The sequence below is a fragment of the Marinobacter sp. M5B genome, assembly GCF_042604615.1.
GTDB lineage: Bacteria > Pseudomonadota > Gammaproteobacteria > Pseudomonadales > Oleiphilaceae > Marinobacter > Marinobacter salarius.
Genome location: NZ_CP156894.1, coordinates 129,493 through 153,004, shown reverse-complemented (window position 1 = coordinate 153,004; position 23,512 = coordinate 129,493). Strand labels below are relative to the sequence as shown.

Here is a 23,512-nt window from a genome sequence, read left to right as displayed (position 1 = left end):
GCTGCTACGCCGTCTTTGTGAAAGGCCCGATGCGGAGCAGGAACTCGGAGTCGTGCTTGCCGCCAAAGTGGGTGTCTTTCTCAAAGTGCTCGTGGTAAGTCAGTTCAGCACCCATGTCACGGGCAAAGGACCGGAACAGCGCCCAGGAAGCCTCATTGTCTTCAGTGATGGTGGTTTCCATGTGGGTCACGTCTTTACACGCGTCCCTGGCCACAATCGCCTTCAACATCCGCTTGGCAAGACCTTGCCCACGACCTTTCTCGTGAACGGCCACCTGCCAGACAAAAACGGTTTCGGGCTGTTGGGGGGGAATATATCCGGAAATAAAGCCGACCAGATCGCCGTCTATCTCCGCGGCCACGCCGGTTTCGGCAAAATGGCTGCACTGCAGGAGGTTGCAGTAGATCGAGTTAGGGTCCAGCGGTGGGCATTGTGCCACCAACTGGTGAAGCCTGTAGCCATCATCCTTGACCGGCGTGCGGAGGGTGATGGCGGTGGTATTCGAGCCTTCTGATGTCATAACGTGATCGATTCGCCTCAAAAAGTTAGCGTTAAATTATATAGACCACAAAATATATTTCAAGTCGGCGCTCCGGGGCCGCCAGCCCCGATGGCTACCTCTCACCTTCAGAATAGACATTATTACACCAACCGCCAGTGACAAATTCGTTACCCTATAGGGGCCCTTCCAGGGGGAAACGTAATATCGTCTGCGGTTATCGAAGTCCCTCCAACGATCCGGTCCCGGTACGACACAGCGGCGGCCGAACCCGCCGGCCAGAGCCGGTCAAACTGCGTTAACCAGGCGTCGACGTCATAGTCCACGGGCAACAGTGAGACATTCAGGCCCTGCCGCTCAAGACCGGCAACCGGCTCAGCCACGGGGCTCGCCAGACCGATCCGGGTGATCAACCCACGGGGGTCCTGCCGCAGATTCCCCATTCCGGCTGCCCCGTTGTTGGCAACCACACAACGTCGCTCGTTCACCATTCCCGACCACAGTACTGGCAGGCAGGTGTGGGTGGAGACAATTACATCAGCACCGCTGGCCAGGAACCACTCCGTCAGCTTCGCCTCGTTACCAGCTACAAAGGATTCATGGGCCAACCCCCAACCGGCGAGGGACTCCGGATCGCCGTGAATCACCAAAACCTTTAGGCCTCCAAATATCAGGCAACGGTAGCGGGGTAAGAGGGATAACCGCGCCTGAATATCGGAATGCTCCCCGGCCACCCCCTGCAGCCGCTCCATAATGGCGTTGGAACGTGCCACGACGCCCTCATCCACGAAATCCGGATAGGCACAACCGCAGCCGGCGCCATCATTGGGGTTGGCCAGTTCATAATCCACGTTGCCCAGGCTGACGGTGTGCTCCAGCACCCGATTGTTGATCTCCCGGAACAGCCCGTCGGTGGCGTTAAACCAGTTAAAATCCCCGTTAAACACCAACGTCACCCGGCGGCCCTGTCGCTCCTCCGCCCGTGCCAATCGCTCGATTTCATCCAGGGCAAGGGGGTTTCCGTACAGGCCACCGATAACATACAGCACGTCCCCGGCCACCTGTTGCGGCTCAGCACACAGCGACGCCGGATCGTAGCGATACGCCAGCGGACAACTCCGGCCCTCGGTCACGACACCACCTCCTAAACCTCCCCGGCCGCCAGAGAGCGCCCGGCAAGTCGGCGGACGACCAGCGGCACAAAGAAACCGGCGGTGCAGATCAGGAAGCCGTAGGCGTTTACACCCAGCAGCATGGCGTATTTGCCGTCACCGATGGCCCAGCTGGCGGGAATCAGCCCCGTTGCCAGCAGCACACCCAGGCCCAGGCCGGTCCAGAAACTGAGATGGAAGCTCCAGGGCGACCAGCGGGTAAAACCGTAAAACAGGAACACCGGTGCCAGCCCCATCACCATGGTGCCGGAAATGGTGGTGGCCTTGAGAATATCGGTGCCGGCAAACATCGGCAGGTTACCCAGCAGCGCGAACACAATCATGATCACTGCACCCACGCGAACGCTCGGCAAGCGGTCTTTGGCACGTTTCGCCAGCCGTGGCAGATCCACCGCCAGGGACTTGGCCAGTGAGCTGAAGGTGGAATCCAACGTGGAGCCGGCGGAGGTCATCATCACCACACTCATGAAGAAGAGCGCCGCCAACCCAAGCGATTGCCCGACAGCCGCGGGCGCATTACCCATGGCCTCAATGCCATTGAGTCGGGCGTGAACACCGACGAGGCTGAAGATAAACACCGCCACAAAGCCCAACAGTCCGGCCACCACGAAGCTCTTCAGCATGGTCTTTTCCTTGTTCACGAAGCCGCGGTCGGTTAACACCGGATCGTGGAAGGGGTAGCTGAACATCTGCAACAGCGCGACGAGCAACAGGTCAAAGCCGGCATTGAGCTTGAACTCACCGGCGGTGAGCAGGGCACTGGTGTCATTGGCCGGCACAATCAGGAACAGCACCGCACCGACAAAGAACACAAACACGAACGCCTGAATCACATCCGTGAAGATCGACGACCGCAGGCCACCTTTCAGGCTGTAGGCGAGGGTAAAGACGGTAAACAGCATCGCCGCGGAGTAATACTCCCACTCACCCGGCAGCCCGAAATAGCCACCCACCACGGCGGTGTTACTCCAGACTTCGTTATACAGACGGATCAGGATGGCCGCCGCAAACGCCAGACTGGCCAGCCGGCCAAAGCGCGACGTGAGGAAATCCTGCAGGCTGCGGGCACCGGTCTGGGTCCGAATCAAATAGATGATGTAGCCAGCCACGGGAATCGACAGCCAGTAACTGGCGTACGCCAGACCGCCGGTGACACCATAAGCAGCCCCCAGGTTGGCCGCGTTGGTCACCGACTTGGCAAAGATCCAACTGATGAAAATACTCGCCGTCAGCGACCACTGACTTACCGGGTTACCCTGATCATCCGCACCTTTATAGAACGAATTGGCGTTTTTGCTCTTGGGCGACAACACATACATCACTACCCCATAAACCACCAAAAACCCCCAAAACAGGGTCGCTTCCGTGAAATTCATCGTCTGTCTTTTCCTCGTCCGTTCTTTGTTCTAATCCAGCGAATTGCAGTCATTCAACCGCGGTCTGGGGGTGGTGTTTTATTTCCGCCAGGAAAAAGGTGTCTGAGCAAAGCGAGTTCTTTTTCTCAAGGAAATAAAACACCACCCCCAGACCGCCAACTCCCAGCAACCAGTCCTAAAAAAGAATCACCCAGGCGCCGAACAACTAGCCCCAAACCGATAACAGGCAAAACACCGGTGATGCCGCAACATAATCCGCTCATCCATGCTCTCCGCCAGCGTCCCGCCAAGGTCATACTGCGGATCGTCATCCACCAACGTACAGGCATACACCCGCACCTGGTCATCCCGCTTCACCAGCATGCGCGTATAAGTGCACATGAAGTGCGACCGCGCCTCTTTGGTGGGGTATTTCTCCATGCAGGTTTCGGTAATCTCCGGGCTGCCGTCTTCTGAGCCGGGCGTCCCCAGATCAGGGAACGCGGTGAATGCCAGCGTTTCAGGAATGCCCCAGTCCCGCAGAATCTCGCGGAAAGCCGCTTCCACATCTGCCGAAATCTCCTCCGGATCGGTCTGGCGAGCAATCGATACCTGAAAACCCTGGTCGACCAGCCAGCGAATACCCTCCAATGCCTTATCGAAACTGCCTTCACCCCGGTCCACGTCATGCCGGGCCCGGTCAGGAAAATCCAGGCTGACGCGAAAATGGATCGGGTAGGCGTTGTCCAGTAACGGCAGCACCTGATGACGGCGTTTGAGCAGTGGATCCGTGGCATTGGTCAGGACAAAGCAGGGACGGTGCTGGCTGGCGTAATCGAGGATATTGATGAAATCCTTGATCACGAAAGGCTCACCGCCGGTGAAGGAGAACTGCTCCACCCCCATATCCAGGGCTTCGTGAATAAAGGGTTTCACGTCGCTCAACTTCATGCCCGGAATACGGCCATCACCGGGGTGTGACCCTTCCAGGCAAAACGGGCAGGCCAGGTTGCAGGCGGTGCCGGTATGAATCCACAGTTCCTTGAGCTTGTCGGAATCAATGTAGCCGCGCGGGTCGCCGTTGCGGGTGTGGGTCCAGCTGTCGCGGGCCCTCGGTTCCAGCACTTCCACAGCGGGAATACGTCTTTCGGCGGTTTGGGTCAGGGGCATAGCTGCTCCGTGTTGACGATGAATCTATGAGTGCCAAAAAAGGTGCAGGCCCTGTAACACCTGCACTTATTCTGTTTTACGTTGTTACTTCCCGGCCGGCCTTGTCGCCGGTCTGTTTGCCACGGCGCCAGCCGTGAAGTTTCTCAAGCAGTTTGAGAATACCCTGGGGTGCGTGTTCGCGCTTCCACTCTCCAGCGGCATACTTGGCTGATTCGTTCCAGGTCGGGTAAGGGTGGATAGTGCCCAGAATTTTGTTCAGGCCCAGGCCGTGCTTCATGGCCAGAGTGAACTCGGCCAGTATCTCGCCGGCGTGCACACCTACCACGACGGCACCCAGAATCTTGTCCTTCCCTGGCGGCGTGAGCACCTTGATAAAACCGTAATCCTCACTCTCAGCAATGGCACGGTCCAGGTCGTCCAGGCCATAGCGGGTGACTTCGTAAGCCACACCTTTTTCCTTGGCTTCGGCCTCGCTAAGGCCGACCCTGGCCACTTCCGGCGAGGTAAAGGTCACCCAGGGCATCACCCGGTAATCCACCTGGAAACGCTTGAACTCGCCAAACAGACCGTTCACTGCCGCGTACCAGGCCTGGTGAGCCGCCGCGTGGGTGAACTGATAGGGCCCGGCCACATCGCCACAGGCGAAGACGTTGGGGAAGCGCATGCTCATGTCTTCTGCCACTGGCACAGTGCCATTGGGCAGGGTTTCCACCCCAATCTTTTCCAGCCCCAGGCCGTCAGTTCGAGCGGCACGACCAACAGCAACCAGAACCTGGTCAAACACGATCCTCACGCGCTCGCCGTTGAACTCGCAGTAGGCCACCTTTTCTCCGTCCTCGACAGCGAACTCCTTGGCGGCGTGGTTAAGCCGCAGATCAATGCCATCCTGTTCAAACTGTTTCCGGATGACCTCGGAGACATCGGCGTCTTCCTTGGCCAGCAAACGCTCGCCCATTTCCACCTGGATCACCTTGCTGCCAAGCCTCGCAAAGGCATGGGCCAGTTCCGAGCCAATGGGGCCGCCACCAAGTACCAGCAAGCGCTCAGGCTGGGTCTGCAGGGACCATAGATTGTCCGATGTCAGCGGCTCCATGTCCGCCAAACCGGGAATGGGCGGCACTGCCGGCTTGCCCCCAGTGGCCACCACAATACTGCGCGCGGTCAGGCGCTCGGTGTGACCGTCGCTATGGACCACTTCCAGCTCCCAGGGCGATACGAAGCTGGCGGTACCGGAGATGCAGTCAACACCCAGTTTGCGGAAGCGCTCGGGCGAGTCGTGGGGTTCCACCTTGGCGATGACTTCTTTCACCCTCGCCATGATATTGGCAAAGGAGCCTTTTACCGGTACCGACTCCAGGCCATAACGATTCGCCTGGCGCAGGGTGTCGGCCGCCTTGGCACTGCGAATCAGCGCCTTGGACGGCACGCAACCGGTGTTGAGGCAGTCTCCGCCCATTTTGTCTTTCTCGATCAGCGCCACCTTGGCCTTAACCGCTGCGGCAATGTACGCCGACACCAGGCCCGCCGAGCCACCGCCAATCACCAGCAGGTTGTAATCAAACGACTCGGGTTTCTGCCAGCCGGCGTACACCCGGCGCTTGCGAATGAAACCGACAACAAACTTGGCGATCAGCGGGAACACCCCCAACAGCGCGAAAGACAGCAGAATATTGGCCGACACAATGTCGCTGGTGGTTTCAATCGTCGACAGCTGGGTGCCGGCGTTTACATACACAAAGGTCCCCGGCAGCATCGCCGCCCAGCTCACCAGAGCGTAGGTCTTCAGCTTCATGGCGGTCAGGCCCATCGCCAGGTTAATCAGGAAGAACGGAAATACCGGTACCAGACGCAGGGTGGCAAGATAGAACGCACCGTCTTTTTTGATGCCACGGTCCATCTTTGCGACGGTTTCCGCGTACTTCTCCCGCAAGGTATCCCGCATCAGAAACCTGGCCACCAGGAACGCAAGTGAGGCACCGATGGTCGATGCGATGGATACTGCAACCAGACCATAGACATTACCGAAAAAGGCACCGCCGGCCAGCGTCATGATCGCGGCACCGGGCAGCGACAGCGCCGTTACCACCACATACACTCCAGCAAACCCAAGCACCGCCGCCAGCAAATTCTGATTGATCCACTGTTCAATGGCAGACTGGTGTTTCTGCAGGTTTTCCAGCGTGAGTATCTCGTGACCGCCAAAACTGACAAACAGTGCAACCACGACACCGATAACCAGCAGCAAAACGAGCTTTTTGGAGTTCATAGCTAAATCCATAAATTAAAAGTGAAAACGGTTGCTCTGAGAGACACGCCAAAGCGCTGGATGTTACAGCAGCCAGGGTCTAAAATTTTTTTGAGCAGTGACTCATCATTACTGGAACTAATGGCTGCGACTATAGACATACCATTGTCCAGGCCGCTCTGGATGTCCAATAACATGTTTATAACAACGCTCTAACGCGGGTGTCCTGGGGTATACGGAATGGAAACCACAACGCACCAATCTGACGACGACATCCTCATCACCGGCCTGAAGTCGGGGAACCAGGGCGCCTTTCGCGAGGCTGTGCGTTTATACACCCCTGGCATGATGGCCGTCGCCCGCTTTTACCTTGATCACGCCTCGGCAGAGGAAATTGTCCAGGATTGCTGGGTGACGGTTATCGACGCCGTTCAGACATTTGAGGGCCGTTCCGGCCTGAAGACATGGTTGCACCGTATCGTGGCAAACCGGGCCAAGAATCATCTCCGAAAGACCAAGAGGGAAGTGAACGCAGATTTTTCGGAAGCGCTGGACCCGGACCTCGCCGCCCGCTTTGCGCCCAATGGTCGCTGGGCCACACCGCCGAGCCTGAAAACCAATGAGTCCGCCCAGGCACTGATGGAGAACGGTGCACTGAGCAACTGCCTTGATCGACACCTGTCCGCACTGCCGGAAACACAACGATCAGCATTGATGTTGTACGAAGCGCATCAGCACAAATCCGACGACGTGTGTAACATTCTGGATGTCAGCGCCTCTAACCTGCGCGTGCTCCTGCATCGGGCACGGCAGAAAATCTTTCTGATGGTTGAGACATTTCAGGAGACAGGCGAATGTTAATGTGCCGGGATCTGGCTCGCATCGCCAGCGATTACATTGACGGTGAGCTGGGCACCGGGAAAGTAATGTCTGTGAAAATGCACCTGCTGATGTGCGGTCGATGTCGTAGCTTCATTGGCAGCCTGCGGGCCAGCATAGAGCTTATGAACGCCCACTCGAGCCAGCAGCTGGACGAAGATCTGGTACGCCGGATTGACGAAACTGTCAGTGAGTCGCTCAACGCTCGGCACTCCGGAAACGACACGTCGGACCCGTGATGCTCTTCGCTTTCGTTTAACGACACCCGCCCCTTCCGGACGTTACACCAGGCTCTGACAGAACCACTCTTTTCGCTTGCCAATGGAACTCCCACACCGCCGCTCTGTCTCTGGAACGATCATTCAAAATTCGAAAGGAGATATGGAATGCCCAAGCAGTTACCCCTTGCCCTGCTGTTACTTCGACTTGGTGTTTTCGTTGTTTTTCTGGTCTGGACCCTGGATAAACTGGTTCAGCCCGAGCACGCTATCAAGGTTTTCGATTCATTCTACGGGCTCGATGGCCTTGGCGAGACAGCCGTCTACCTCATCGGCATCGCACAACTTGTGCTGATACTGATGTTTGTTGCTGGCCTTCTGAAAACCTGGACTTACGGCGCACTCCTGATCTTCCACGGTGCTTCCACCCTGTCCTCATTCGCGAAATACCTGCAGCCTTTCGATAACCTCCTGTTCTTTGCGGCCTGGCCCATGCTCGCCGCATGCGCGGCGCTGTATCTGCTTCGTGATTACGATACGCTTACGCTTTCGAGGCAACCGGCTCCCACTGCTGCGTAAAACGGCGCCAGGGCGTTGTAACAGTCAGTCCGGTTGTTTGTCCTTGTTGCTATCAACCTACCGCCAACAACCGGAGTACCGATGCTACTGAACTGGCTGTCACGGCGCCTGACCACCTATCTTTCAAAGCAGGTCACCCAACACTCGGTGCGCACCTCCGCCTGGGAGGCCCTGGAAAAAACTCTTCAGCCCGGCGACGTTTTACTGGTGGAGGGAAATACGCGAATCAGTGTAGCCATCAAGTACCTGACTCAGTCAACCTGGTCGCACGCCGCCCTTTACCTGGGACCGAACGCGGGCCTTGGCGCCGCCGGCAATGGCGAGCCACATGTACTGATCGAGGCGGATCTTGAGGAAGGTATTCGCCCGCTTTCGTTGTCGGCATACCGCAACACCCATACCCGCATCTGTCGCCCGGTCGGACTCACCGACAATGATATCGACAAGCTTGTGGATTACTCGAAAAGCCGGCTCGGCCACCAGTACGACCTGAAAAACGTCTGGGATCTGGCACGCTACCTGTGCCCGACGCCACCGGTACCGTCCCGTTACCGACGTTCGCTTCTGGCCCTTGGCAGCGGTGATCCCACGCGGGCGATCTGCTCCACATTCATCGCCGAGGGATTCCAGGCCCTCCGTTACCCGATACTGCCCGTAAGCCTGTCCGAATCAGAAGGTGATCCGGCTTGCGACGCGCAAAAACGCGAGTACTTCCGGATTCGCCACCATTCTCTATTTGCGCCCCGGGATTTCGACGCCTCCCCCTATTTCGACGTCGTTAAACCCACACTGGAACAAGGGTTTGATTACCGGGGGTTCCGGTGGGCGGAATGACACTGAGAATCGCCATCGTTGTTGTGGTAATGGCTGCCCTGGCAGGTGCCTGGTGGCTGCTGCAGATATTGGGAATACCTGCGGACCTGTCTCCAGATGCCCTTGCACAATGGCTGAAAAGCCAGGGGGCTGCCGGCCCACTGTTGCTGATGCTGCTGATGACGATGGCGGTTGTGATAGGCCCGATTCCCACGCTTCCGGTCAGTGCAACCGCAGGTCTGGCGTTTGGTGTGCTTGAGGGAACCGCCATTGCAGCAACCGGTGCCCTGCTGGGCGCCATGGCGGCGTTCTGGGTTGCCCGTTGCCTCGGACGCGAGGTGATCTGCAAACGTTTTCCGGACAACCCTGTGCTTGCACGGGATGGCTCGCAACGCTTTCTCACCATTGCCATCCTGCTGACCCGGCTGATACCCGTTTTCTCGTTCGCCCTGATCAGTTACGCCGCCGGCGTCACTGCCATACGCGCCTGGCGCTTTGCGATTGCCACCTTCGTTGGCATGCTGCCAATGACGGTGGTGTTTGCAGGCCTGGGGAACACGTTCACGTTGAATCCGGTACTTACCGTCGCCGCAGGCGCGATTATCCTGGCAGTGATGGTATGGTTGCCGTGGTCCATCAGCCGAAACCCCGGCTCGCAGCTGGCGCGCTGGCTTCAACTTAACCAATAACAACAAAGAGACGACCTTATGCGCCGTCCGGTCAAAGCCGATGTTATGCCCTGGCTCGCCCGTGCCCTTTCCAGTGCGCCCCGATACGCTCTGCAACGATCCCTTCACAACCTACGGGCAAAGACGCGGGGTGAGAGCGATCTTGTCCAGGTGTTCGTAAACCCCCGAGACCCATTTGGGCTGCCCCTGTTGCAAGCGCTTATCCAGCTACAGGAACGTTTTTATGTGCGTTTCCGGGTCCATACTGTCTGGCAACTGGACGACAACATGTACCCCGAGCCGGCTCTCTGGCGCACCTGGGCGCAACAGGACGCCACAAGGCTCGCACAACTATACGGCTTCACGCCTCCAGACCGGCCGACGGCGCCCTCCGAGACCGAACTGACGACAGCCACGGCCCGTCTGCTCAATGCAGAAAAAACCGGTGAAGGGCTGATAACCGCCGTGCGTGTGCTGGAAGATCTATGGCATTCACATTCCGGCTCGCCACCGGACACAGCGCCCGCAAGGTATGACCTCGCACAGCTGTCCGAGAATGAACGGTTGCTCCGGAGGCTAGGGCACTATCAAGGCAGCATGACGAGGTACCTGGGTGAATGGTTCTGGGGTGTGGACCGCCTGGATCATCTTGAGCGGCGTCTAAACGAACAGGGACTGAACCGGGACGTCCCCGATGCGGTCCTTTTCACGCGCACATGGTCCGATTTGATGAGTAGCAGCCCCAGCCCGGCTGACGGCCATCGAGCGACCACCACCCTTGAGGTCTTCTTTTCCATCCGCAGCCCATACTCCTATCTGGGCCTGGAGCGAGCAGTCCAGTTGGCCAAGGCGTGGAATATTCCTCTTCAACTGAGACCGGTTCTGCCCATGTTGATGCGCGGGCAGTCGGTACCGGATGCCAAAAAGTGGTACATCTTCCACGACACCAAAAGGGAAGCCAACAAACTGGGCATTCCGTATGGTTTCGTCGCCGATCCTTTGGGGCCGGGCGTGGAAAGATGCTATGCCTTGTTCGAATACGCCCGCTCACTCGGTCGCGAGACCGACTACATGCTGGCCTACGCTAGGGCCGTCAATGCCGAAGGCATCCGCTCCGAAACCGATGCCGGTCTGAAAGTAATCGTCGAACGAGCCGGCCTGAACTGGCAGAAAGCCAAGGCTTTATTGAACGATCAAAGCTGGCGTGAGTGGGCGGAAAACAACCGCAAAGCCATGTATGACTGCGGGCTATGGGGCGTTCCCAGCTTCCGTTACGGGGAGGTCAGCTGTTGGGGGCAGGATCGGTTGTGGGTGATCGAAAAGAGCATCGTCGCGGCTACCGCGACTCTCAATAAACGCCAAGGGCGCGTATGATAACTCCATGCTCGTCCCAATGTGGGCCGTGAAGGCGACAAACTCTGGAAGGAGGTTCTATGAAAACACTATTGATTCATTCGTTGATCATCGTATCCATGATGGTAAGTGCTCCTGCTCTTGCCCAGGGAGACCCCTTGAGAGTCGGAATGTCCGGCCAGTATTTCCCGTTTACCTTTGTGGAGCAGGATACCCTCAAAGGGTTTGAAGTTGATGTGATGAACGCAATTGGCAAGGAAATGGGGCGTGAAATCCAGTACCAGACCGCCAACTTCTCAGGCCTGTTTGGCATGTTGGAATCCGGGCGCATCGACACCGTTGCCAACCAGATCACCATCACCGAGGAGCGCCAGAAGGCCTACATTTTCAGCGAACCGTATGTCTATGACGGTGCTCAGGTAGTAACCAAGGAAGGCAACACCGAGGTCGAGGGTGTGGAAGATCTGAAGGGTAAAACCGTCGCGGTGAATCTGGGCTCCAACTTCGAGGCCCTGTTGCGGGAACTGCCCTATGCAGACCAAATCAACATCAAAACCTATGAGAGCAATCTGGAGCGTGATACCGCTCTGGGTCGCGTGGACGCCTTCGTTATGGACCGGGTCAGTGCCAGCCAGATCATCAAGGAGAAGCCACTGCCGCTGGAGCTCGCCGGCCCAACGTTCTCCCAGATCACCAACGCCTACCCGTTTCGCGACACGGACGCCGGACGAGCGTTGCGTGATGAAGTAAACGCGGCCCTGGCAGCCCTGCGTGACAACGGAACCCTGGCCTCCATTTCAGAGAAGTGGTTCGGCACCGACATCACCCAGCCCTGAGGGGCGCCACCAAGGCCTGACTCGCTATGGACGTGTTGAACGTCGAATACATGCTTGGGCTGGTACCTGTGTTGCTCGGGTACCTGCCCCTCACCCTGCAACTGGCCGGCGTCGGGATGGTGCTGGCGCTGATCCTTGCCTGCCTGTTCGCCGTCGTCCGGGTGCTGCGCATCCCGGTGCTCAATCAGCTGACCATCGTGTTCATTTCCTTTTTCCGGGGCACTCCGCTGCTGGTGCAGTTGTTCCTGTTCTATTACGGGCTGCCGCAACTGGTCAGTGCATTGACGGTCATAGACGGCGTTACGGCGACCATCATGGGCCTGACCATGCATTTTTCGGCGTACATGGCGGAATCGATACGTGCCGCCATCGTGGGTGTGGACCGCAGCCAGACCGAAGCCGCCCTGTCGATCGGCATGACCAACGGCCAGCTGATGCGACGGATAGTGTTGCCCCAGGCCACACGTGTGGCACTGCCCACGCTGATGAACTACTTCATCGACATGATCAAGGCCACCTCCCTGGCATTTACCCTGGGGGTTACCGAGCTGATGGGTGCCACCCAGAAAGAGGCCGCTGGCAGTTTCCTGTACTTCGAGGCCTTCATTGTTGCCGCCATCATGTACTGGATCGTCGTTGAGATGCTCTCCAAGCTTCAGCACTACCTGGAAATCCGTCTGAACAAGGCCTACAGCCGATGATCAAACTGGAATCACTGAGCAAACATTTTGGCAAGGCCGTGGTTCTCGACGGCATCGATCTCGCCATCGAAGAAGGTGAGATCGTGGTGATCATCGGTCCCTCAGGGACCGGAAAATCCACCCTGTTGCGCTGCGTCAACTTTCTGGAACAACCCACCAAAGGCACCATGACCGTGGGTGATCTGACCGTGGACGTGAACCGCGCCAGCCGCGCGGACATTCTCTCCATGCGCCGGCGAACCGCGTTCGTTTTCCAGAACTATGCCCTGTTCTCCAACAAGACCGCGTTGCAGAACATCGCGGAACGGTTGCTCGTGGTGGATCGCTGGCCGAAAGAAAAAGCCTACCAGCGCGCACGGGAGATACTTGATCGGATCGGCCTCGCCGACAAGGCAGATGCCTATCCGGCGTCCATGTCCGGCGGACAGCAACAGCGGGTCGGTATCGGCCGTGCCATGGCGACGGGCGCGGAAGTCATCCTGTTTGACGAGCCCACCTCGTCACTCGACCCCGAGTGGGTGGAAGAAGTGCTGGGGCTGATGAAACAGTTGGCCTCGGAACGCCAGACCATGATGGTGGTTACCCACGAAATGTCCTTCGCGCGGGACGTGGCCGACCGTGTGATCTTTATCGACGGAGGTCGAATCGTGGAGCAGGGGCCTCCCAGTGAGATTTTCCATAATCCCAAGGACCCACGAACCAAGGACTTTCTGAAGAAAATCCTGGCCACCAATCCGGTATGAACGGCGGTCGGGCCGACCAACACCGATTATCGGAATTCAGAAAAATTGTCGGGCTTGTTAAGCGCCCAGTCGTAATCGATGTACTCCATCGCAGACGTTTGCGCGACGCGACTCGCCACTGACGCATCCGCCCAGGCCCTTATAAACGCCTTTGGTGTTCCCGATGCCTCTTCGAAATCCGTCGCGTACCACTTGAACAGTTCGGTGACATACGCAGTATCAGCATCTATCCTCAGATGCCGATCCGTATTGAACGCACGCCGGGTATTCTCTGCCAGCAGGTTTTCCAGATTGTCAGCCGTGTAGACAGTCTCCCGCAATGGCGGGCAGCCAACGGACGCACAATTCACCGCGAAGTGTACCCGCGCGTCTTTCCACCCTTTATCTGCGTATTCCTCCCCAAGAAGGATATCTTTCTACATCTGGTTCAGGCTGTATTCCTGTCCGCCTATCTCAAACTTTTCCCGGTCAAAAACACTGTCCACAAAGGGATTGACGCGACCGCCGTAGTCCCAGACCGAGTCGACGAGTTCTCCGTCCGGTCGCTCAGTCAGGATCTGGTCGATCATGAAAAAATTATAGGCGTTGAGCCAGAAGGCGACGGATTCAGCCTCGCCATCGAGGGTGCCGGGATCGAAATCTGCAAGACGGTCACGCTGATCCGCCAGCAGGCCGTCGGTCTGCGATGAGGCCAGGGCCGCCTCATAGTCAAATGCGGAAACCAGGCCACCCTCGGTCGTTGTCGACTCTGTCAGGTACTGTGTTAGCAGACGCTGAAACGGGTCAAACGTTGCTTCAGCGGCGGCAGCGGTCACCGGCATGATGACGGCGAACATCATCAGGCCTATCAATCGTCCAGGTTTGTTCACATCACTCTCCAAAGATCTACAGGTTCCACAGGTCTACAGGTTCATCGACTTTGCTCTTTCACCGACACGAAAAGCCGGCCATTGTTACAATGCAATTAGTATTGATAATCGATTACATTTAGTTTAGTTTCCGCATCGTGATGAAAAACAACCATCAGGTGCCGAGAACCATGCTCAAACAACCCAACCCTCTTCGCTATTCCCTGATCTTCGCGCTTGGATGCGCCACAACCGCAACTGCTCAGGAAGGCACCGATCAGGCACCGAAATCTCTTGATACACTTGAAGTAACCGCCACTCGCGGTCTCGACTCCCTCAACGTTAACCCCGGTGCGGTCACCGTGGTTGACCGCGACGCCATCGACAAACAGTCCTCATTGGGTGGCAACGTGGGCGATATTCTGGCCAAAACCGTTCCAGGCCTGTCGCCCTCTACCCACGGTTTAACCAGTGTGGCGCAGACGCTGCGTGGCCGAAACCTGTTCGTACTGATTGACGGCATCCCCCAGACCATCAGCCTGCGCGACGGGCTTCACTCCCTGAACTCCATTGACCCGTCATCGATCGAGCGCATCGAAGTAATCCGGGGCTCCAATGGTGTGTACGGCTTTGGCGGTACCGGCGGCATCATCAACATCATCACCCGCAAGAACGAGAAAGGCACCCCCTTATACCGCACCGAACTGAATGGTGGTTTCTCGACCGAGCACATCAAGGACAGCGAACAATTCGGGCTATCCCAGAGCGTGACCGGTGGCTCAGGAGCCTTTGACTACCAGCTCCGAGGCTCCTACGAAAAACGCGCTAATGTCTTCGATGCCGATGGCGACCGCATCCCGCCGGACCCGAACGGCCAGGGTGGCATTGCCGACTCCCGCGAGTTCGACGTGCTGGCAAAGCTCGGCTTCGACCTGGACGCCGACAAGCGCCTGGAACTGACCACCAGCTACTACGACATCAAGCAGGACACCAATTACGTCCTTGAAGCGGGCGTGTACGGCGAGCAGAAAACCCGCGCCGTCAAAGGCGACCCGGGCGGCGAGGATCAGGGCACTGAAAACCTGAACGTGAACCTGACCTACAGCGACCAGCAACTGTTCGGCAATACCTCACTGGGTGCGCAGCTGTATTATCGCGACTACATGACCCGCTTCGGGTACTTCGCCACCTTCTATCCCGGCGGTGGACAGTCGCTGACCGAATCGGAGCGCATCGGCTCCCGTCTGGACTTTGAAACGCCGTTTGACGTCATGTCTGGCGCCAAGTTGCTCTGGGGCCTGGACACACTGATGGAAACCACGGCCCAGCCCCTGGAAGACGGGCGGACGTTCGTACCTGAAATGGACCAGAACAGTGTGGCGCCGTTCCTGCAGGCGGAACTTCGGCTGAATCCGAAGTGGACCGTTAATGCCGGCGTCCGCTACGAGAAATTCTGGTTCGAGGTGGACGACTACACCACGGTGTTTGGTGCAGACGTCGAAGGCGGTGAGCTGGAGTACAGCGAAACGGTCTTCAATACCGGTGCCCGATACCAGGTGAACGATGTCTGGGCAGCAACCGCCAGCTTCTCTCAGGGCTTCACGGTGCCGGAGATTGGCCGCACCCTGCGCCAGCCCCAGCAGGGCACATCGCTGGATCAGATCCGCCCTGAGCCACAGGTGGTCGACAACTACGAGGTTGGCACCGAGGCCGTCTGGGATCGCGCCGATCTTGCACTGACGCTGTTCTACAGTGAGTCGGAACTGGGAACCAGCCTCGCGGCAGCCAACGCCAACGAGCCCATTCCCGTGCTGCGCAGCCCTGAACGCATCTACGGTTTCGAGGCAGAGCTCAACACCTATCCCACCCGCGACCTGAGTGCCGGCGGCACCTTTACCTGGATGGAAGGCAAAGTCGATTCTGACGATGATGGCAGCTACGACACCTATCTTGCCGGCAACCGGATTTCACCACTCAAGCTCACCGGCTATGTGGAACACGATACTACTGCGCGCTGGAGCAATCGCCTGCAGGCCATGGTCGTGGGTGATCGCGACCGCTTTAGCGGTAGCGGTTTTGGCCAGGGCGAGGTGGAGTCCTTCACGGTTCTGGATCTGACCAGCACCTGGCGGACCGGCAACGGGGATATCACCCTGGCCATCAACAATCTGCTGAATGAGGATTACTTCCCAGTGATCTCGCAGATCTACAATTTCGACACCCAGTACACCACTGCACCCGGCCGATCGGTGATGGTCAGTTACGGGGTCGACTGGTAAACGGAAGATTGTCGGGACCACACATAAGGCCGCTCAAAGCGGCCTTATGTTTTTTACCACCCAGCAAAGCGACGCCGTAGGGCCCTCGTCCAGGTCCGCACAGGTATCGACGCGCACGACCTCCATGGTGCCGCATCGGGCTGTCAGTGCCCCGGAATCATCATTCGACGCCCAGTCCACTTGCACCACAACCTCCTTGCTGTCATCACAGGAAGCTTCCGGACCAACTGACAGTGCCGCACAAATGTTTCTGTCAGAAAGCCACTCCAGGGCGGAGATTTCAGCGCACTGTTGGGCAGGCGTCAGCAGCGACTGGCCACGATAACAGGGCAGGTAGGGAAGGCCATCTGCCTCATGCTGCAGAAAAGGCAGCACCTGTTCCGGCGCAACGCGGCCGTATTTGCGCATGGACGGGAACACCATGATGCTCGCCGCAAGCCGGCATCCGCCCAGATGGGAACTTTCCCAGACCTCAAACGGCAGGTCCCGGTCTGCGACTGTACGGGCGAGCTCCTGATAGGTCGCATATCCAAACTTGGCACAGCACTTGTCCTTGCGGCCATGGGTGCAACACAGCACCAGGGAGTCCGTCATCGCTGTGCCAGCCCACCCACTCAGGTCGTTGCCGGACTCCAGGGCCTCCAGAAACGCCGGCAGGTCACGCCGCTCAACGTCAAAGCTGCGGCCTTCCGGCAATAGGTAAAGTCGGTGACTGAGCGCCGGCCGACCACGCTGGTGAATCAGGTTCACCCGCCGTCCACTCGCCGCAAGACGGTTGACCCGTGATGCCAGGTCGTCATCCATATCACGGGCGATTCGCAGGCTTCGTGACCACTTCGGCCGCGGCCAACTGATCAGCAGATTACTCTCGGCATGGGTTGCTGTGCCGGCAAGAGGGTCGCCGGCCTCAATACTGTCGACAGCACAGAACCGATGGGCGGAGGCACTCATGCCGTTACCACCGGCGAGGTAAAGGAGGCGGTCTCTGCCACGGTTCGTTTTATCGGCACACAAACCGGCCGGCCCGCCAAAGGTTCACGGATAACCTGGGCATCAAGATCAAACACCTGCTTGAGGTTGTCGGCGGTAAACACGGTCTCCGGTGGGCCGTCGTGCAGAATCCGGCCCGCCTTCATCATTACCAGCCGGTCGGCGTAGGCCGCAGCCAGGTTGAGGTCGTGGAGAACTACCAACAGCGTCCGCCCTTGTGTGTGCGCCAGGGATACCAGTAGTTCCAGCAGGTCCACCTGTACCTTCAGGTCCAGAAACGTGGTGGGTTCATCAAGCAGAAGCAGATCGGTTTCCTGGGCCAGCACCATGGCAATCCAGCAGCGCTGACGCTGCCCGCCACTGAGCGCATCCACCGGCCGGTCAGCAAACGTCGCAACGTCCGCCACGGCCATGGCCTCCTCAACGGCGGCTTCGTCGTGCCGGGACCACTGGCGCATCAGGCTCTGATAGGGGAAACGCCCAAGCCCTACCAACTCCCTGACCGTCAGCCCATCCGGGGCGGTGGGGCTCTGTGGCAGTATTCCGAGCTGTTGCGCGACGGTGCGGGTGGGCTGACGATGGATGTCGTTGCCGTCAAGAAGCACCTTGCCAGCGCTGGGGGCCAGCGTTCGGGCCAGGGTTTTGAGCAGGGTGGATTTGCCCGAGCCATTCGGTCCCAACAGAACGGTGACACTGCCCTCGCGCACCGTGAAATCCACGTCCGTCAGCACCGGTCGGCCGTCGTATCCCGCGCACAATGAGTCACCCCGCAGTCGTGGCTGGCGATCGTAGTCCGGAGATGGGGAATGTCGATTCAGGGGCATATTGGCGTCGCTTTCGAGTGAAGTCAGATGATATTATCTCCCATTCTCATTATCAAATTGACCCCATCAAATCAGCCCATAGTTGCTGTCCGCTAAACAACCGGATTTATCATGCACCGCTACGCCAGCTTCCTGCTGATCGTTACCTGTCTCCTTCAATCCCCCGCAGCCATCGCTGCCATCACAACTACCCCGGTAACCACCGTGGAGCATGCCCTTGGTGAAGCTACCATCGCGGGCCGGCCTGATCGTGTGGTATCCCTGTATCAGGGCGCCACCGATACCGCTGTGGCGCTGGGGATCAACCCCATAGGCGTGGTGGAGTCCTGGACCGAAAAGCCGATGTATCAGTATCTGCGTGAAGACCTTCAGGGCGTGACCTATCTGGGGTTGGAAACCCAGCCTGACCTGGAGCGCATCGCCTGGCTGTCGCCGGACCTGATTGTTGGCGCCAGGAACCGGCATCGCACCATCTACCCCTTGCTGGAACGCATCGCGCCCACGGTCATACCGGGCAATGTGTACGACTTCAAGGCACTGCTTACGATGATGGCAAAGGCCACCGGCCGCACGGCTCGCGGTGAGGAATTGCTGACGCGCTGGCAGGAACGGGTTGAGGATTTCAGAACCCGAATCCGCCAAAAGCTGGGTGAACAGTGGCCCCAGGAGGTGGCAATCCTGAGTTTTCGGTCCGACCATGCCCGCATCTACTACGGCGGCTTCGCCCGCTCCGTGCTGGACGAGCTTGGCTTCACTGCCCCAGCCTCCCATCGCCAGGAAAGCTGGGGCATAAAGCTCACCAGCCAGGAAAGCATCCCGGCCATGGACGCCGAGGCCGTCTTCATCTTCATGGAGGACGATCCCGCCGTTCAGCGCACGTTCAACACCTGGTCCAGCCACCCCCTTTGGAAAAACCTGAAAGCCGTGCGGCAAAACGACGTCTATCAGGTGGACCCGGTCACCTGGAACATGGGCGCTGGCATTATTGCCGCCAATCGGATGCTGGACGAGCTCTACCAGCACTACGACCTTCATCAACCTGAGCGTCAGGGGTGCCCACGATGCTGACCACCCCACCGGCAAAAACGCTGGGAACCCTACTCTGCCTGGGCCTGCTGCTGGCCGCTACGGTATCCAGCCTGATATTCGGTCACATTCCTGTATCGCTGGCGATGCTGATCAACAGCCTGACGGACTACGACCCCGGCTCCCTCGAGCATCTGGTCATTCACTCGGAACGCTTTTCGCGAACCGTGACCTCCGTGGTCGTAGGTGCCGGCCTGGCCCTTGCCGGAGCGCTGATGCAGACACTCACCCGCAATCCACTGGCATCACCCGGCATTCTCGGCATCAATGCCGGCGCCATGTTTTTCGTGGTTGTCGGCGCCACGCTGTTTTCGCTGACCTCGCCATCGCAACTGGTATGGGCCGCCTTTACCGGCGCCGCCACGGCCGCCGTGCTGGTGTATTTCCTGGGGCAGGAAGCCGGGCGCGGTGTTTCGCCCGTGCGCACGGTGCTCGCCGGCGTCGCGGTGACAGCGCTGTTTGTCTCCTTTGCCCAGGGGTTGCTGATCCTCAACCAAGACCGTTTCGAAAGCATCCTGTTCTGGCTGGCGGGTTCCGTTTCAGGGCGCGACCTGGATGCGATAGCGCCATTGTTGCCGCTGTTCGGCGGCGCCCTGATCCTAGCGTTGCTATTGTCCCGGCAACTGAACCTGCTCGGGCTGGACGATGAGGTCATCCGCGGCCTGGGGCTCAGAGTAGGGCAGGTGCGATTGTTGATCGGTCTGGTGGTGATTGTCCTGGCAGGCACTTCGGTGGCCATGGCGGGGCTGATCGGCTTTGTCGGCCTGATCGTGCCACACATGGCTCGTGGCCTCTTTGGCACGGATCATCGCTGGCTGCTGCCTCTGTCGGCCATTATTGGCGCCACGCTGCTGCTGGCTGCCGACACCCTCGCCAGGCTGGTGATACCACCCCAGGAGATTCCCGTGGGAGTCATGACAGCGCTGCTGGGCACACCGCTGTTCCTCCATCTCGCCCGACACGTGAGGAAAGTATCGTGAGCCGAACCCTGATACTTCGCTCCCGTAAGGACCGCTGGTCGATCAAACTCAATACCAGAGTTCTGGTGGTCACCGGTGCGCTCGCAGTGTTACTGGCAGTCAGCAGTGTTCTCGCGCTTACATCCGGCAGCCATCCCACCTCGTTTACAAACGTACTCGCCACACTGGTCGCCCCGAACCAGTCAGAGCTGGCACTGATTATTCTGGAAATTCGCCTGCCCAGAATACTCATGGCGATACTGGTGGGCGCTGCTCTGGGCTCAGCTGGACTGATCCTGCAAGGTCTGGTGAGAAACCCGCTGGCGTCACCGGATGTCATTGGCATCACCAGTGGGGCGTCGGCCGCCGCGGTGCTGTTCCTCTGGCTCGGGGGTGTCACCGGAACCTCGCTGCTACTGGCGCCCGTCGCCATGGGGGGCGCCTTTGTCGTGGCCCTGGGCATTACGGCCCTGGCCTGGCAGAAGGGGATCAGCCCCGCCAGGCTGGTGCTTGTGGGCGTCGGGCTGGCAGCCGGGCTGACCGCAGTGACCACCCTGCTGTTGGTCCTGAGCCCCGATGCCACCGCAATGAACGCCTATATCTGGCTCACTGGCAGCCTCTACGCCTCGCAGTGGCACGACGTCACCGCCCTGACTCCCTGGCTGATGGCGTGCTGGCCCCTGGCGCTGATCAAGCTCAGACACCTCGATGCACAATCCATGGGGGAAGATATGGCGCTGGGCCTGGGTAGCGCCCTACAGGGCCATCGTTTGCTGTTTCTGATGCTGGCAGTGGCCCTCGCCGGCTCTGCCGTGGCCTATGCCGGGGCGGTCGGGTTCATCGGCCTGATTGCGCCACACATGGCGCGACGACTGGTCAACAGTGGCCACACGGGGCTGTTGCCCATCGCGGCACTGATCGGCGCATTGATTCTTCTCTATGCGGACTGGGTGGGTCGGGTAGCGTTCATACCCAGGGATCTACCGGCCGGCATTTTCGTTGCGGGCATCGGTGCGCCCTTCTTCGTGTACCTGCTGTACCGACTCAGGCGGGAACTGGGGTGACAGTAAAAGCCCGGAGCACTGAGGCCCCGGGCTTTGGGATGCCGACTGCTCAGAAGTCGAGCTGATAACCAAGGGTGACGGTGCGGCCACGGCCCTGGAAATAGTACTCGTCACTCACCCGGGCAGACTGGGAGTAGTACGTGAAGTAGTCCTTATCCAGCAGGTTCTCGATGCCCAGGGAGAACTTCCCGGCACGGGTCCGGTAGGCCATAGAGCCATCCACCAACCCGTATCCGTCGAAGTCCAGGTCATCTCCTTCGATGTCCCGGTCCAGGAACTGGGTGAACTGAAGGTGGCTCGACAGCCTCTTCGTCCAGGCAGCTGACCAGCTCAGTTTCAGGGTTTCCGGCGCAATATTGATGCCGCTCAGCTCAGTGTCTACATCGCCATCACCGTCGGTGTCGGACTCACCATCCGCATAGGTGTAGGAAAACGCCAGGTTATGCGCGTCGTTCAGGTCCGCATCGGCGGTGACTTCCACGCCCTGGATTTCGGTTTTTTCACGCTTGCCGACCCAGGTGCCATTCACTTCGGTCAGGCGCTCACCAAAGTCAGAATCCGACTCGTAATAACTCACCTCCAGATGGTAACGGTCCCAGTCAAAACGACCACCGATCTCACGGTTATCGGTTACGATCGGCTCCAGCACCAGCAGGTTGTCAACATCCTGACCTTCGTCGCTGATTCCGCGTAGTACACGGCCAACATCTGGCATGCCAAACCCTTCGGAATAGTTGGCAAACAGTTGCACATGATCCGTCGCCTGATAGACAACACCCGCATTGAACAGGGTTTCGTTGAAATCCGGATTGCCACCCTGGACGGTGACGTTGTCCTGGGTGACATTGCTACGGTCGATGGTGTTGTAGGTATCAACCTTAAGCTCCGCATGTTCATAGCGGACACCGGTGTGCAGGGTCAAACGGTCGGTGGCTGCAACATCGCCCTGCAGGAAGGCTGCGTAGTTGCGGAACTGCGATTTGGGTACGTAGGTACGCCCGGTTTCCACCAGCGTCTGGCGGGTTTCATCCTGAAGAACATCCAGGCCCGTTGTCAGGGTCAGGTAATCGTTCAGCAGGCCGTCGCGGGTGAGGGTGAACTTGGCGCCCACCTTGTCGGATTCGTTGCGGGTCTGGTCGAGCTGATCGTTGCCATTGGCGTCCACATAGGGGAAGAACGGCGTGGTGGCAAACCGGGCCCGGAAGGTCTGGCTGTATAGCTGGGTATCCACCTGGTTGCCCAGCCAGTCGCCGTGCGAGTAGGAAAGACGAGCGGTGGTAACCTCATTTTCTCCGGGCTTACCGTCAATGATGCCCGGGCGTGCGGTTGTGGGCACGCCGCGGTCACGGTCTCCAGGTTGTGGCTTTACCGGTACGTATCCACCCTTGCCTTCAAGTTGAAAACGGTTGATGAAAAATTCCACGTTCTGGTCATCGTCCAGCCAGTAACCCAGCTTGGCCAATACGTCATAGCTTTCGGTGTTCTGGAGTTCACCGGGATAAGCCACACCGATCAAGCGATCCTCACCGTCGTAGAACACACCGCGCTCCTGAATGTTCCCGCCCAGAAGATAGTCCCAGCGGCCCTGCTGACCGCTGATCCGGTAGCCCACTTTGTAACCCTGGCCATCGGAGTCCACGTTGTCGTCACTGGTCACGCTGGCCGACACAGACTGGGAAACCTCACCGCTGTCGGGCCTGCGAGTTACAAAATTGATGATGCCACCCGTCGCACCCAGGCCGTGCTCAGCACTGGCACCGTGGATTACTTCGATACGTTCGACCATATCCAGATCGATGGTGTAGCTGTCCCGCGCGCTGTCCCGCAGTGGATTGCTCTGCGGCACACCGTCCACCAGGAACAGGGGTGACCGGCCCCGGAAGGTTTCACCGGCGTTGGACAGTTTCTGACGGCCCGGAGAGTAGGAAGGAATCAGGTTGCTCAGCACCTGGCCGGGGTCATTGGAAATCGCCTGCTGTTGTTCGATCTGCTCGCGGGTAATGATGGTTGTCTTCTGCGGAGTCTCTCCCGCTGTGCTTTTGTTGCGGGTGGCCGTGATAACCAGGTCCGGTAACGCTTTGGCGTTGTCGCCGGATTGGGTATTGGACGAAGATTGCGCCAGTGCAGAACCGTGAACAGCCGCTATGGCCAGCGCCAGCAGCAGGGGACGTGACTCCGGAGTTTTCATAGACAAATCTCGAATGGTTAATGCATTTTGCCCGCACCTTCAG

General features: G+C 58.6%; 21 protein-coding genes and 1 pseudogene. 13 read left to right on the top strand and 9 right to left on the bottom strand.

Annotated features, from left to right (window positions below):
- Positions 1-4 precede the first annotated feature (4 nt).
- From ectA to AAGD24_RS00645, 5 genes are all read right to left on the bottom strand, one after another.
- The gene (gene ectA, locus AAGD24_RS00665; RefSeq protein ID WP_036201897.1) at positions 5-520 is read right to left on the bottom strand and encodes a diaminobutyrate acetyltransferase; all 516 of its coding nucleotides are present in this window, start codon (positions 518-520) and stop codon (positions 5-7) included.
- Between the two features lie 149 nt (positions 521-669).
- Positions 670-1,632, bottom strand: coding sequence for a metallophosphoesterase (locus AAGD24_RS00660; protein WP_085678085.1), 963 nt, complete (start codon positions 1,630-1,632; stop codon positions 670-672).
- Positions 1,633-1,643: 11 nt separating this feature from the next.
- A complete protein-coding gene (locus AAGD24_RS00655) occupies positions 1,644-3,047 on the bottom strand; it encodes a sodium:solute symporter (RefSeq protein ID WP_085678087.1) in 1,404 nt (467 codons plus the stop codon).
- A 186-nt stretch (positions 3,048-3,233) separates the two neighbouring features.
- Positions 3,234-4,196: a radical SAM protein gene (locus tag AAGD24_RS00650; RefSeq protein WP_228210666.1), complete on the bottom strand. Its 963-nt coding sequence runs from the start codon at positions 4,194-4,196 to the stop codon at positions 3,234-3,236.
- A gap of 76 nt (positions 4,197-4,272) precedes the next feature.
- On the bottom strand, positions 4,273-6,462 hold the full coding sequence (locus AAGD24_RS00645; protein WP_228210665.1) for an FAD-dependent oxidoreductase: 2,190 nt from the start codon (positions 6,460-6,462) through the stop codon (positions 4,273-4,275).
- A 219-nt stretch (positions 6,463-6,681) separates the two neighbouring features.
- Here AAGD24_RS00645 and AAGD24_RS00640 point away from each other — a divergent pair, with 219 nt between their 5' ends.
- From AAGD24_RS00640 to AAGD24_RS00600, 9 genes are all read left to right on the top strand, one after another.
- Complete coding sequence (locus AAGD24_RS00640) at positions 6,682-7,302, top strand: RNA polymerase sigma factor (protein ID WP_228210664.1); 621 nt, start codon at positions 6,682-6,684, stop codon at positions 7,300-7,302.
- Positions 7,296-7,559, top strand: coding sequence for a zf-HC2 domain-containing protein (locus tag AAGD24_RS00635; protein WP_379866214.1), 264 nt, complete (start codon positions 7,296-7,298; stop codon positions 7,557-7,559). Before AAGD24_RS00640 ends, AAGD24_RS00635 begins: the two co-directional genes overlap by 7 nt.
- A gap of 147 nt (positions 7,560-7,706) precedes the next feature.
- Complete coding sequence (locus tag AAGD24_RS00630; RefSeq protein WP_007154865.1) at positions 7,707-8,117, top strand: hypothetical protein; 411 nt, start codon at positions 7,707-7,709, stop codon at positions 8,115-8,117.
- 81 nt (positions 8,118-8,198) lie between these two features.
- The gene (locus AAGD24_RS00625) at positions 8,199-8,951 is read left to right on the top strand and encodes a YiiX/YebB-like N1pC/P60 family cysteine hydrolase (RefSeq protein WP_041332814.1); all 753 of its coding nucleotides are present in this window, start codon (positions 8,199-8,201) and stop codon (positions 8,949-8,951) included.
- Positions 8,948-9,619 (top strand): TVP38/TMEM64 family protein, encoded by a 672-nt coding sequence (locus tag AAGD24_RS00620; protein WP_041332810.1) that lies wholly within the window; start codon positions 8,948-8,950, stop codon positions 9,617-9,619. Before AAGD24_RS00625 ends, AAGD24_RS00620 begins: the two co-directional genes overlap by 4 nt.
- Positions 9,620-9,637: 18 nt before the next feature.
- On the top strand, positions 9,638-10,972 hold the full coding sequence (locus AAGD24_RS00615; protein ID WP_379866211.1) for a DsbA family protein: 1,335 nt from the start codon (positions 9,638-9,640) through the stop codon (positions 10,970-10,972).
- Positions 10,973-11,031: 59 nt separating this feature from the next.
- Positions 11,032-11,787 (top strand): amino acid ABC transporter substrate-binding protein, encoded by a 756-nt coding sequence (locus AAGD24_RS00610; RefSeq protein WP_041332806.1) that lies wholly within the window; start codon positions 11,032-11,034, stop codon positions 11,785-11,787.
- A 26-nt stretch (positions 11,788-11,813) separates the two neighbouring features.
- Entirely contained in the window at positions 11,814-12,488 is a 675-nt protein-coding gene (locus AAGD24_RS00605; RefSeq protein WP_075196337.1) for an amino acid ABC transporter permease, read from the top strand.
- Positions 12,485-13,231, top strand: a complete 747-nt coding sequence (locus tag AAGD24_RS00600) for an amino acid ABC transporter ATP-binding protein (protein ID WP_036201846.1) — start codon at positions 12,485-12,487, stop codon at positions 13,229-13,231. Before AAGD24_RS00605 ends, AAGD24_RS00600 begins: the two co-directional genes overlap by 4 nt.
- A gap of 26 nt (positions 13,232-13,257) precedes the next feature.
- On the opposite strand, the pseudogene AAGD24_RS00595 reads toward AAGD24_RS00600, so the two are convergent.
- Positions 13,258-14,052: pseudogene (locus tag AAGD24_RS00595) on the bottom strand (DUF547 domain-containing protein).
- Between the two features lie 218 nt (positions 14,053-14,270).
- Here AAGD24_RS00595 and AAGD24_RS00590 point away from each other — a divergent pair.
- Complete coding sequence (locus tag AAGD24_RS00590) at positions 14,271-16,358, top strand: TonB-dependent receptor (protein ID WP_379866208.1); 2,088 nt, start codon at positions 14,271-14,273, stop codon at positions 16,356-16,358.
- A gap of 33 nt (positions 16,359-16,391) precedes the next feature.
- Here AAGD24_RS00590 and AAGD24_RS00585 read toward each other — a convergent pair whose 3' ends face one another.
- Together AAGD24_RS00585 and AAGD24_RS00580 are read right to left on the bottom strand one after the other, a co-directional pair.
- Entirely contained in the window at positions 16,392-17,309 is a 918-nt protein-coding gene (locus AAGD24_RS00585) for a sucrase ferredoxin (protein WP_085678099.1), read from the bottom strand.
- On the bottom strand, positions 17,306-18,172 hold the full coding sequence (locus AAGD24_RS00580) for an ABC transporter ATP-binding protein (protein ID WP_379866206.1): 867 nt from the start codon (positions 18,170-18,172) through the stop codon (positions 17,306-17,308). Before AAGD24_RS00580 ends, AAGD24_RS00585 begins: the two co-directional genes overlap by 4 nt.
- Before the next feature lie 111 nt (positions 18,173-18,283).
- On the opposite strand from AAGD24_RS00580, the gene AAGD24_RS00575 reads away from it, so the two are divergent.
- The 3 genes from AAGD24_RS00575 to AAGD24_RS00565 are packed head-to-tail and all read left to right on the top strand — an operon-like array spanning position 18,284 to position 21,281.
- Positions 18,284-19,240, top strand: a complete 957-nt coding sequence (locus AAGD24_RS00575) for an ABC transporter substrate-binding protein (protein ID WP_379866204.1) — start codon at positions 18,284-18,286, stop codon at positions 19,238-19,240.
- Positions 19,234-20,238 (top strand): iron ABC transporter permease, encoded by a 1,005-nt coding sequence (locus AAGD24_RS00570; RefSeq protein WP_085678108.1) that lies wholly within the window; start codon positions 19,234-19,236, stop codon positions 20,236-20,238. The genes AAGD24_RS00575 and AAGD24_RS00570 overlap by 7 nt, the downstream gene beginning before the upstream one ends.
- A complete protein-coding gene (locus tag AAGD24_RS00565; protein ID WP_085678111.1) occupies positions 20,235-21,281 on the top strand; it encodes an iron ABC transporter permease in 1,047 nt (348 codons plus the stop codon). The genes AAGD24_RS00570 and AAGD24_RS00565 overlap by 4 nt, the downstream gene beginning before the upstream one ends.
- A 49-nt stretch (positions 21,282-21,330) precedes the next feature.
- Here AAGD24_RS00565 and AAGD24_RS00560 read toward each other — a convergent pair whose 3' ends face one another.
- Positions 21,331-23,469 (bottom strand): TonB-dependent receptor, encoded by a 2,139-nt coding sequence (locus tag AAGD24_RS00560; protein ID WP_075196345.1) that lies wholly within the window; start codon positions 23,467-23,469, stop codon positions 21,331-21,333.
- Positions 23,470-23,512: the final 43 nt, after the last annotated feature.

Coding starts and splice junctions, on each gene's coding strand:
- ectA (WP_036201897.1), bottom strand. CDS start 520: ATGACATCAGAAGGCTCGAATACCACCGCCATCACCCTCCGCACGCCG.
- AAGD24_RS00655 (WP_085678087.1), bottom strand. CDS start 3,047: ATGAATTTCACGGAAGCGACCCTGTTTTGGGGGTTTTTGGTGGTTTAT.
- AAGD24_RS00650 (WP_228210666.1), bottom strand. CDS start 4,196: ATGCCCCTGACCCAAACCGCCGAAAGACGTATTCCCGCTGTGGAAGTG.
- AAGD24_RS00645 (WP_228210665.1), bottom strand. CDS start 6,462: ATGAACTCCAAAAAGCTCGTTTTGCTGCTGGTTATCGGTGTCGTGGTT.
- AAGD24_RS00640 (WP_228210664.1), top strand. CDS start 6,682: ATGGAAACCACAACGCACCAATCTGACGACGACATCCTCATCACCGGC.
- AAGD24_RS00635 (WP_379866214.1), top strand. CDS start 7,296: ATGTTAATGTGCCGGGATCTGGCTCGCATCGCCAGCGATTACATTGAC.
- AAGD24_RS00630 (WP_007154865.1), top strand. CDS start 7,707: ATGCCCAAGCAGTTACCCCTTGCCCTGCTGTTACTTCGACTTGGTGTT.
- AAGD24_RS00625 (WP_041332814.1), top strand. CDS start 8,199: ATGCTACTGAACTGGCTGTCACGGCGCCTGACCACCTATCTTTCAAAG.
- AAGD24_RS00620 (WP_041332810.1), top strand. CDS start 8,948: ATGACACTGAGAATCGCCATCGTTGTTGTGGTAATGGCTGCCCTGGCA.
- AAGD24_RS00615 (WP_379866211.1), top strand. CDS start 9,638: ATGCGCCGTCCGGTCAAAGCCGATGTTATGCCCTGGCTCGCCCGTGCC.
- AAGD24_RS00610 (WP_041332806.1), top strand. CDS start 11,032: ATGAAAACACTATTGATTCATTCGTTGATCATCGTATCCATGATGGTA.
- AAGD24_RS00605 (WP_075196337.1), top strand. CDS start 11,814: ATGGACGTGTTGAACGTCGAATACATGCTTGGGCTGGTACCTGTGTTG.
- AAGD24_RS00600 (WP_036201846.1), top strand. CDS start 12,485: ATGATCAAACTGGAATCACTGAGCAAACATTTTGGCAAGGCCGTGGTT.
- AAGD24_RS00590 (WP_379866208.1), top strand. CDS start 14,271: ATGCTCAAACAACCCAACCCTCTTCGCTATTCCCTGATCTTCGCGCTT.
- AAGD24_RS00585 (WP_085678099.1), bottom strand. CDS start 17,309: ATGAGTGCCTCCGCCCATCGGTTCTGTGCTGTCGACAGTATTGAGGCC.
- AAGD24_RS00580 (WP_379866206.1), bottom strand. CDS start 18,172: ATGCCCCTGAATCGACATTCCCCATCTCCGGACTACGATCGCCAGCCA.
- AAGD24_RS00575 (WP_379866204.1), top strand. CDS start 18,284: ATGCACCGCTACGCCAGCTTCCTGCTGATCGTTACCTGTCTCCTTCAA.
- AAGD24_RS00570 (WP_085678108.1), top strand. CDS start 19,234: ATGCTGACCACCCCACCGGCAAAAACGCTGGGAACCCTACTCTGCCTG.
- AAGD24_RS00560 (WP_075196345.1), bottom strand. CDS start 23,469: ATGAAAACTCCGGAGTCACGTCCCCTGCTGCTGGCGCTGGCCATAGCG.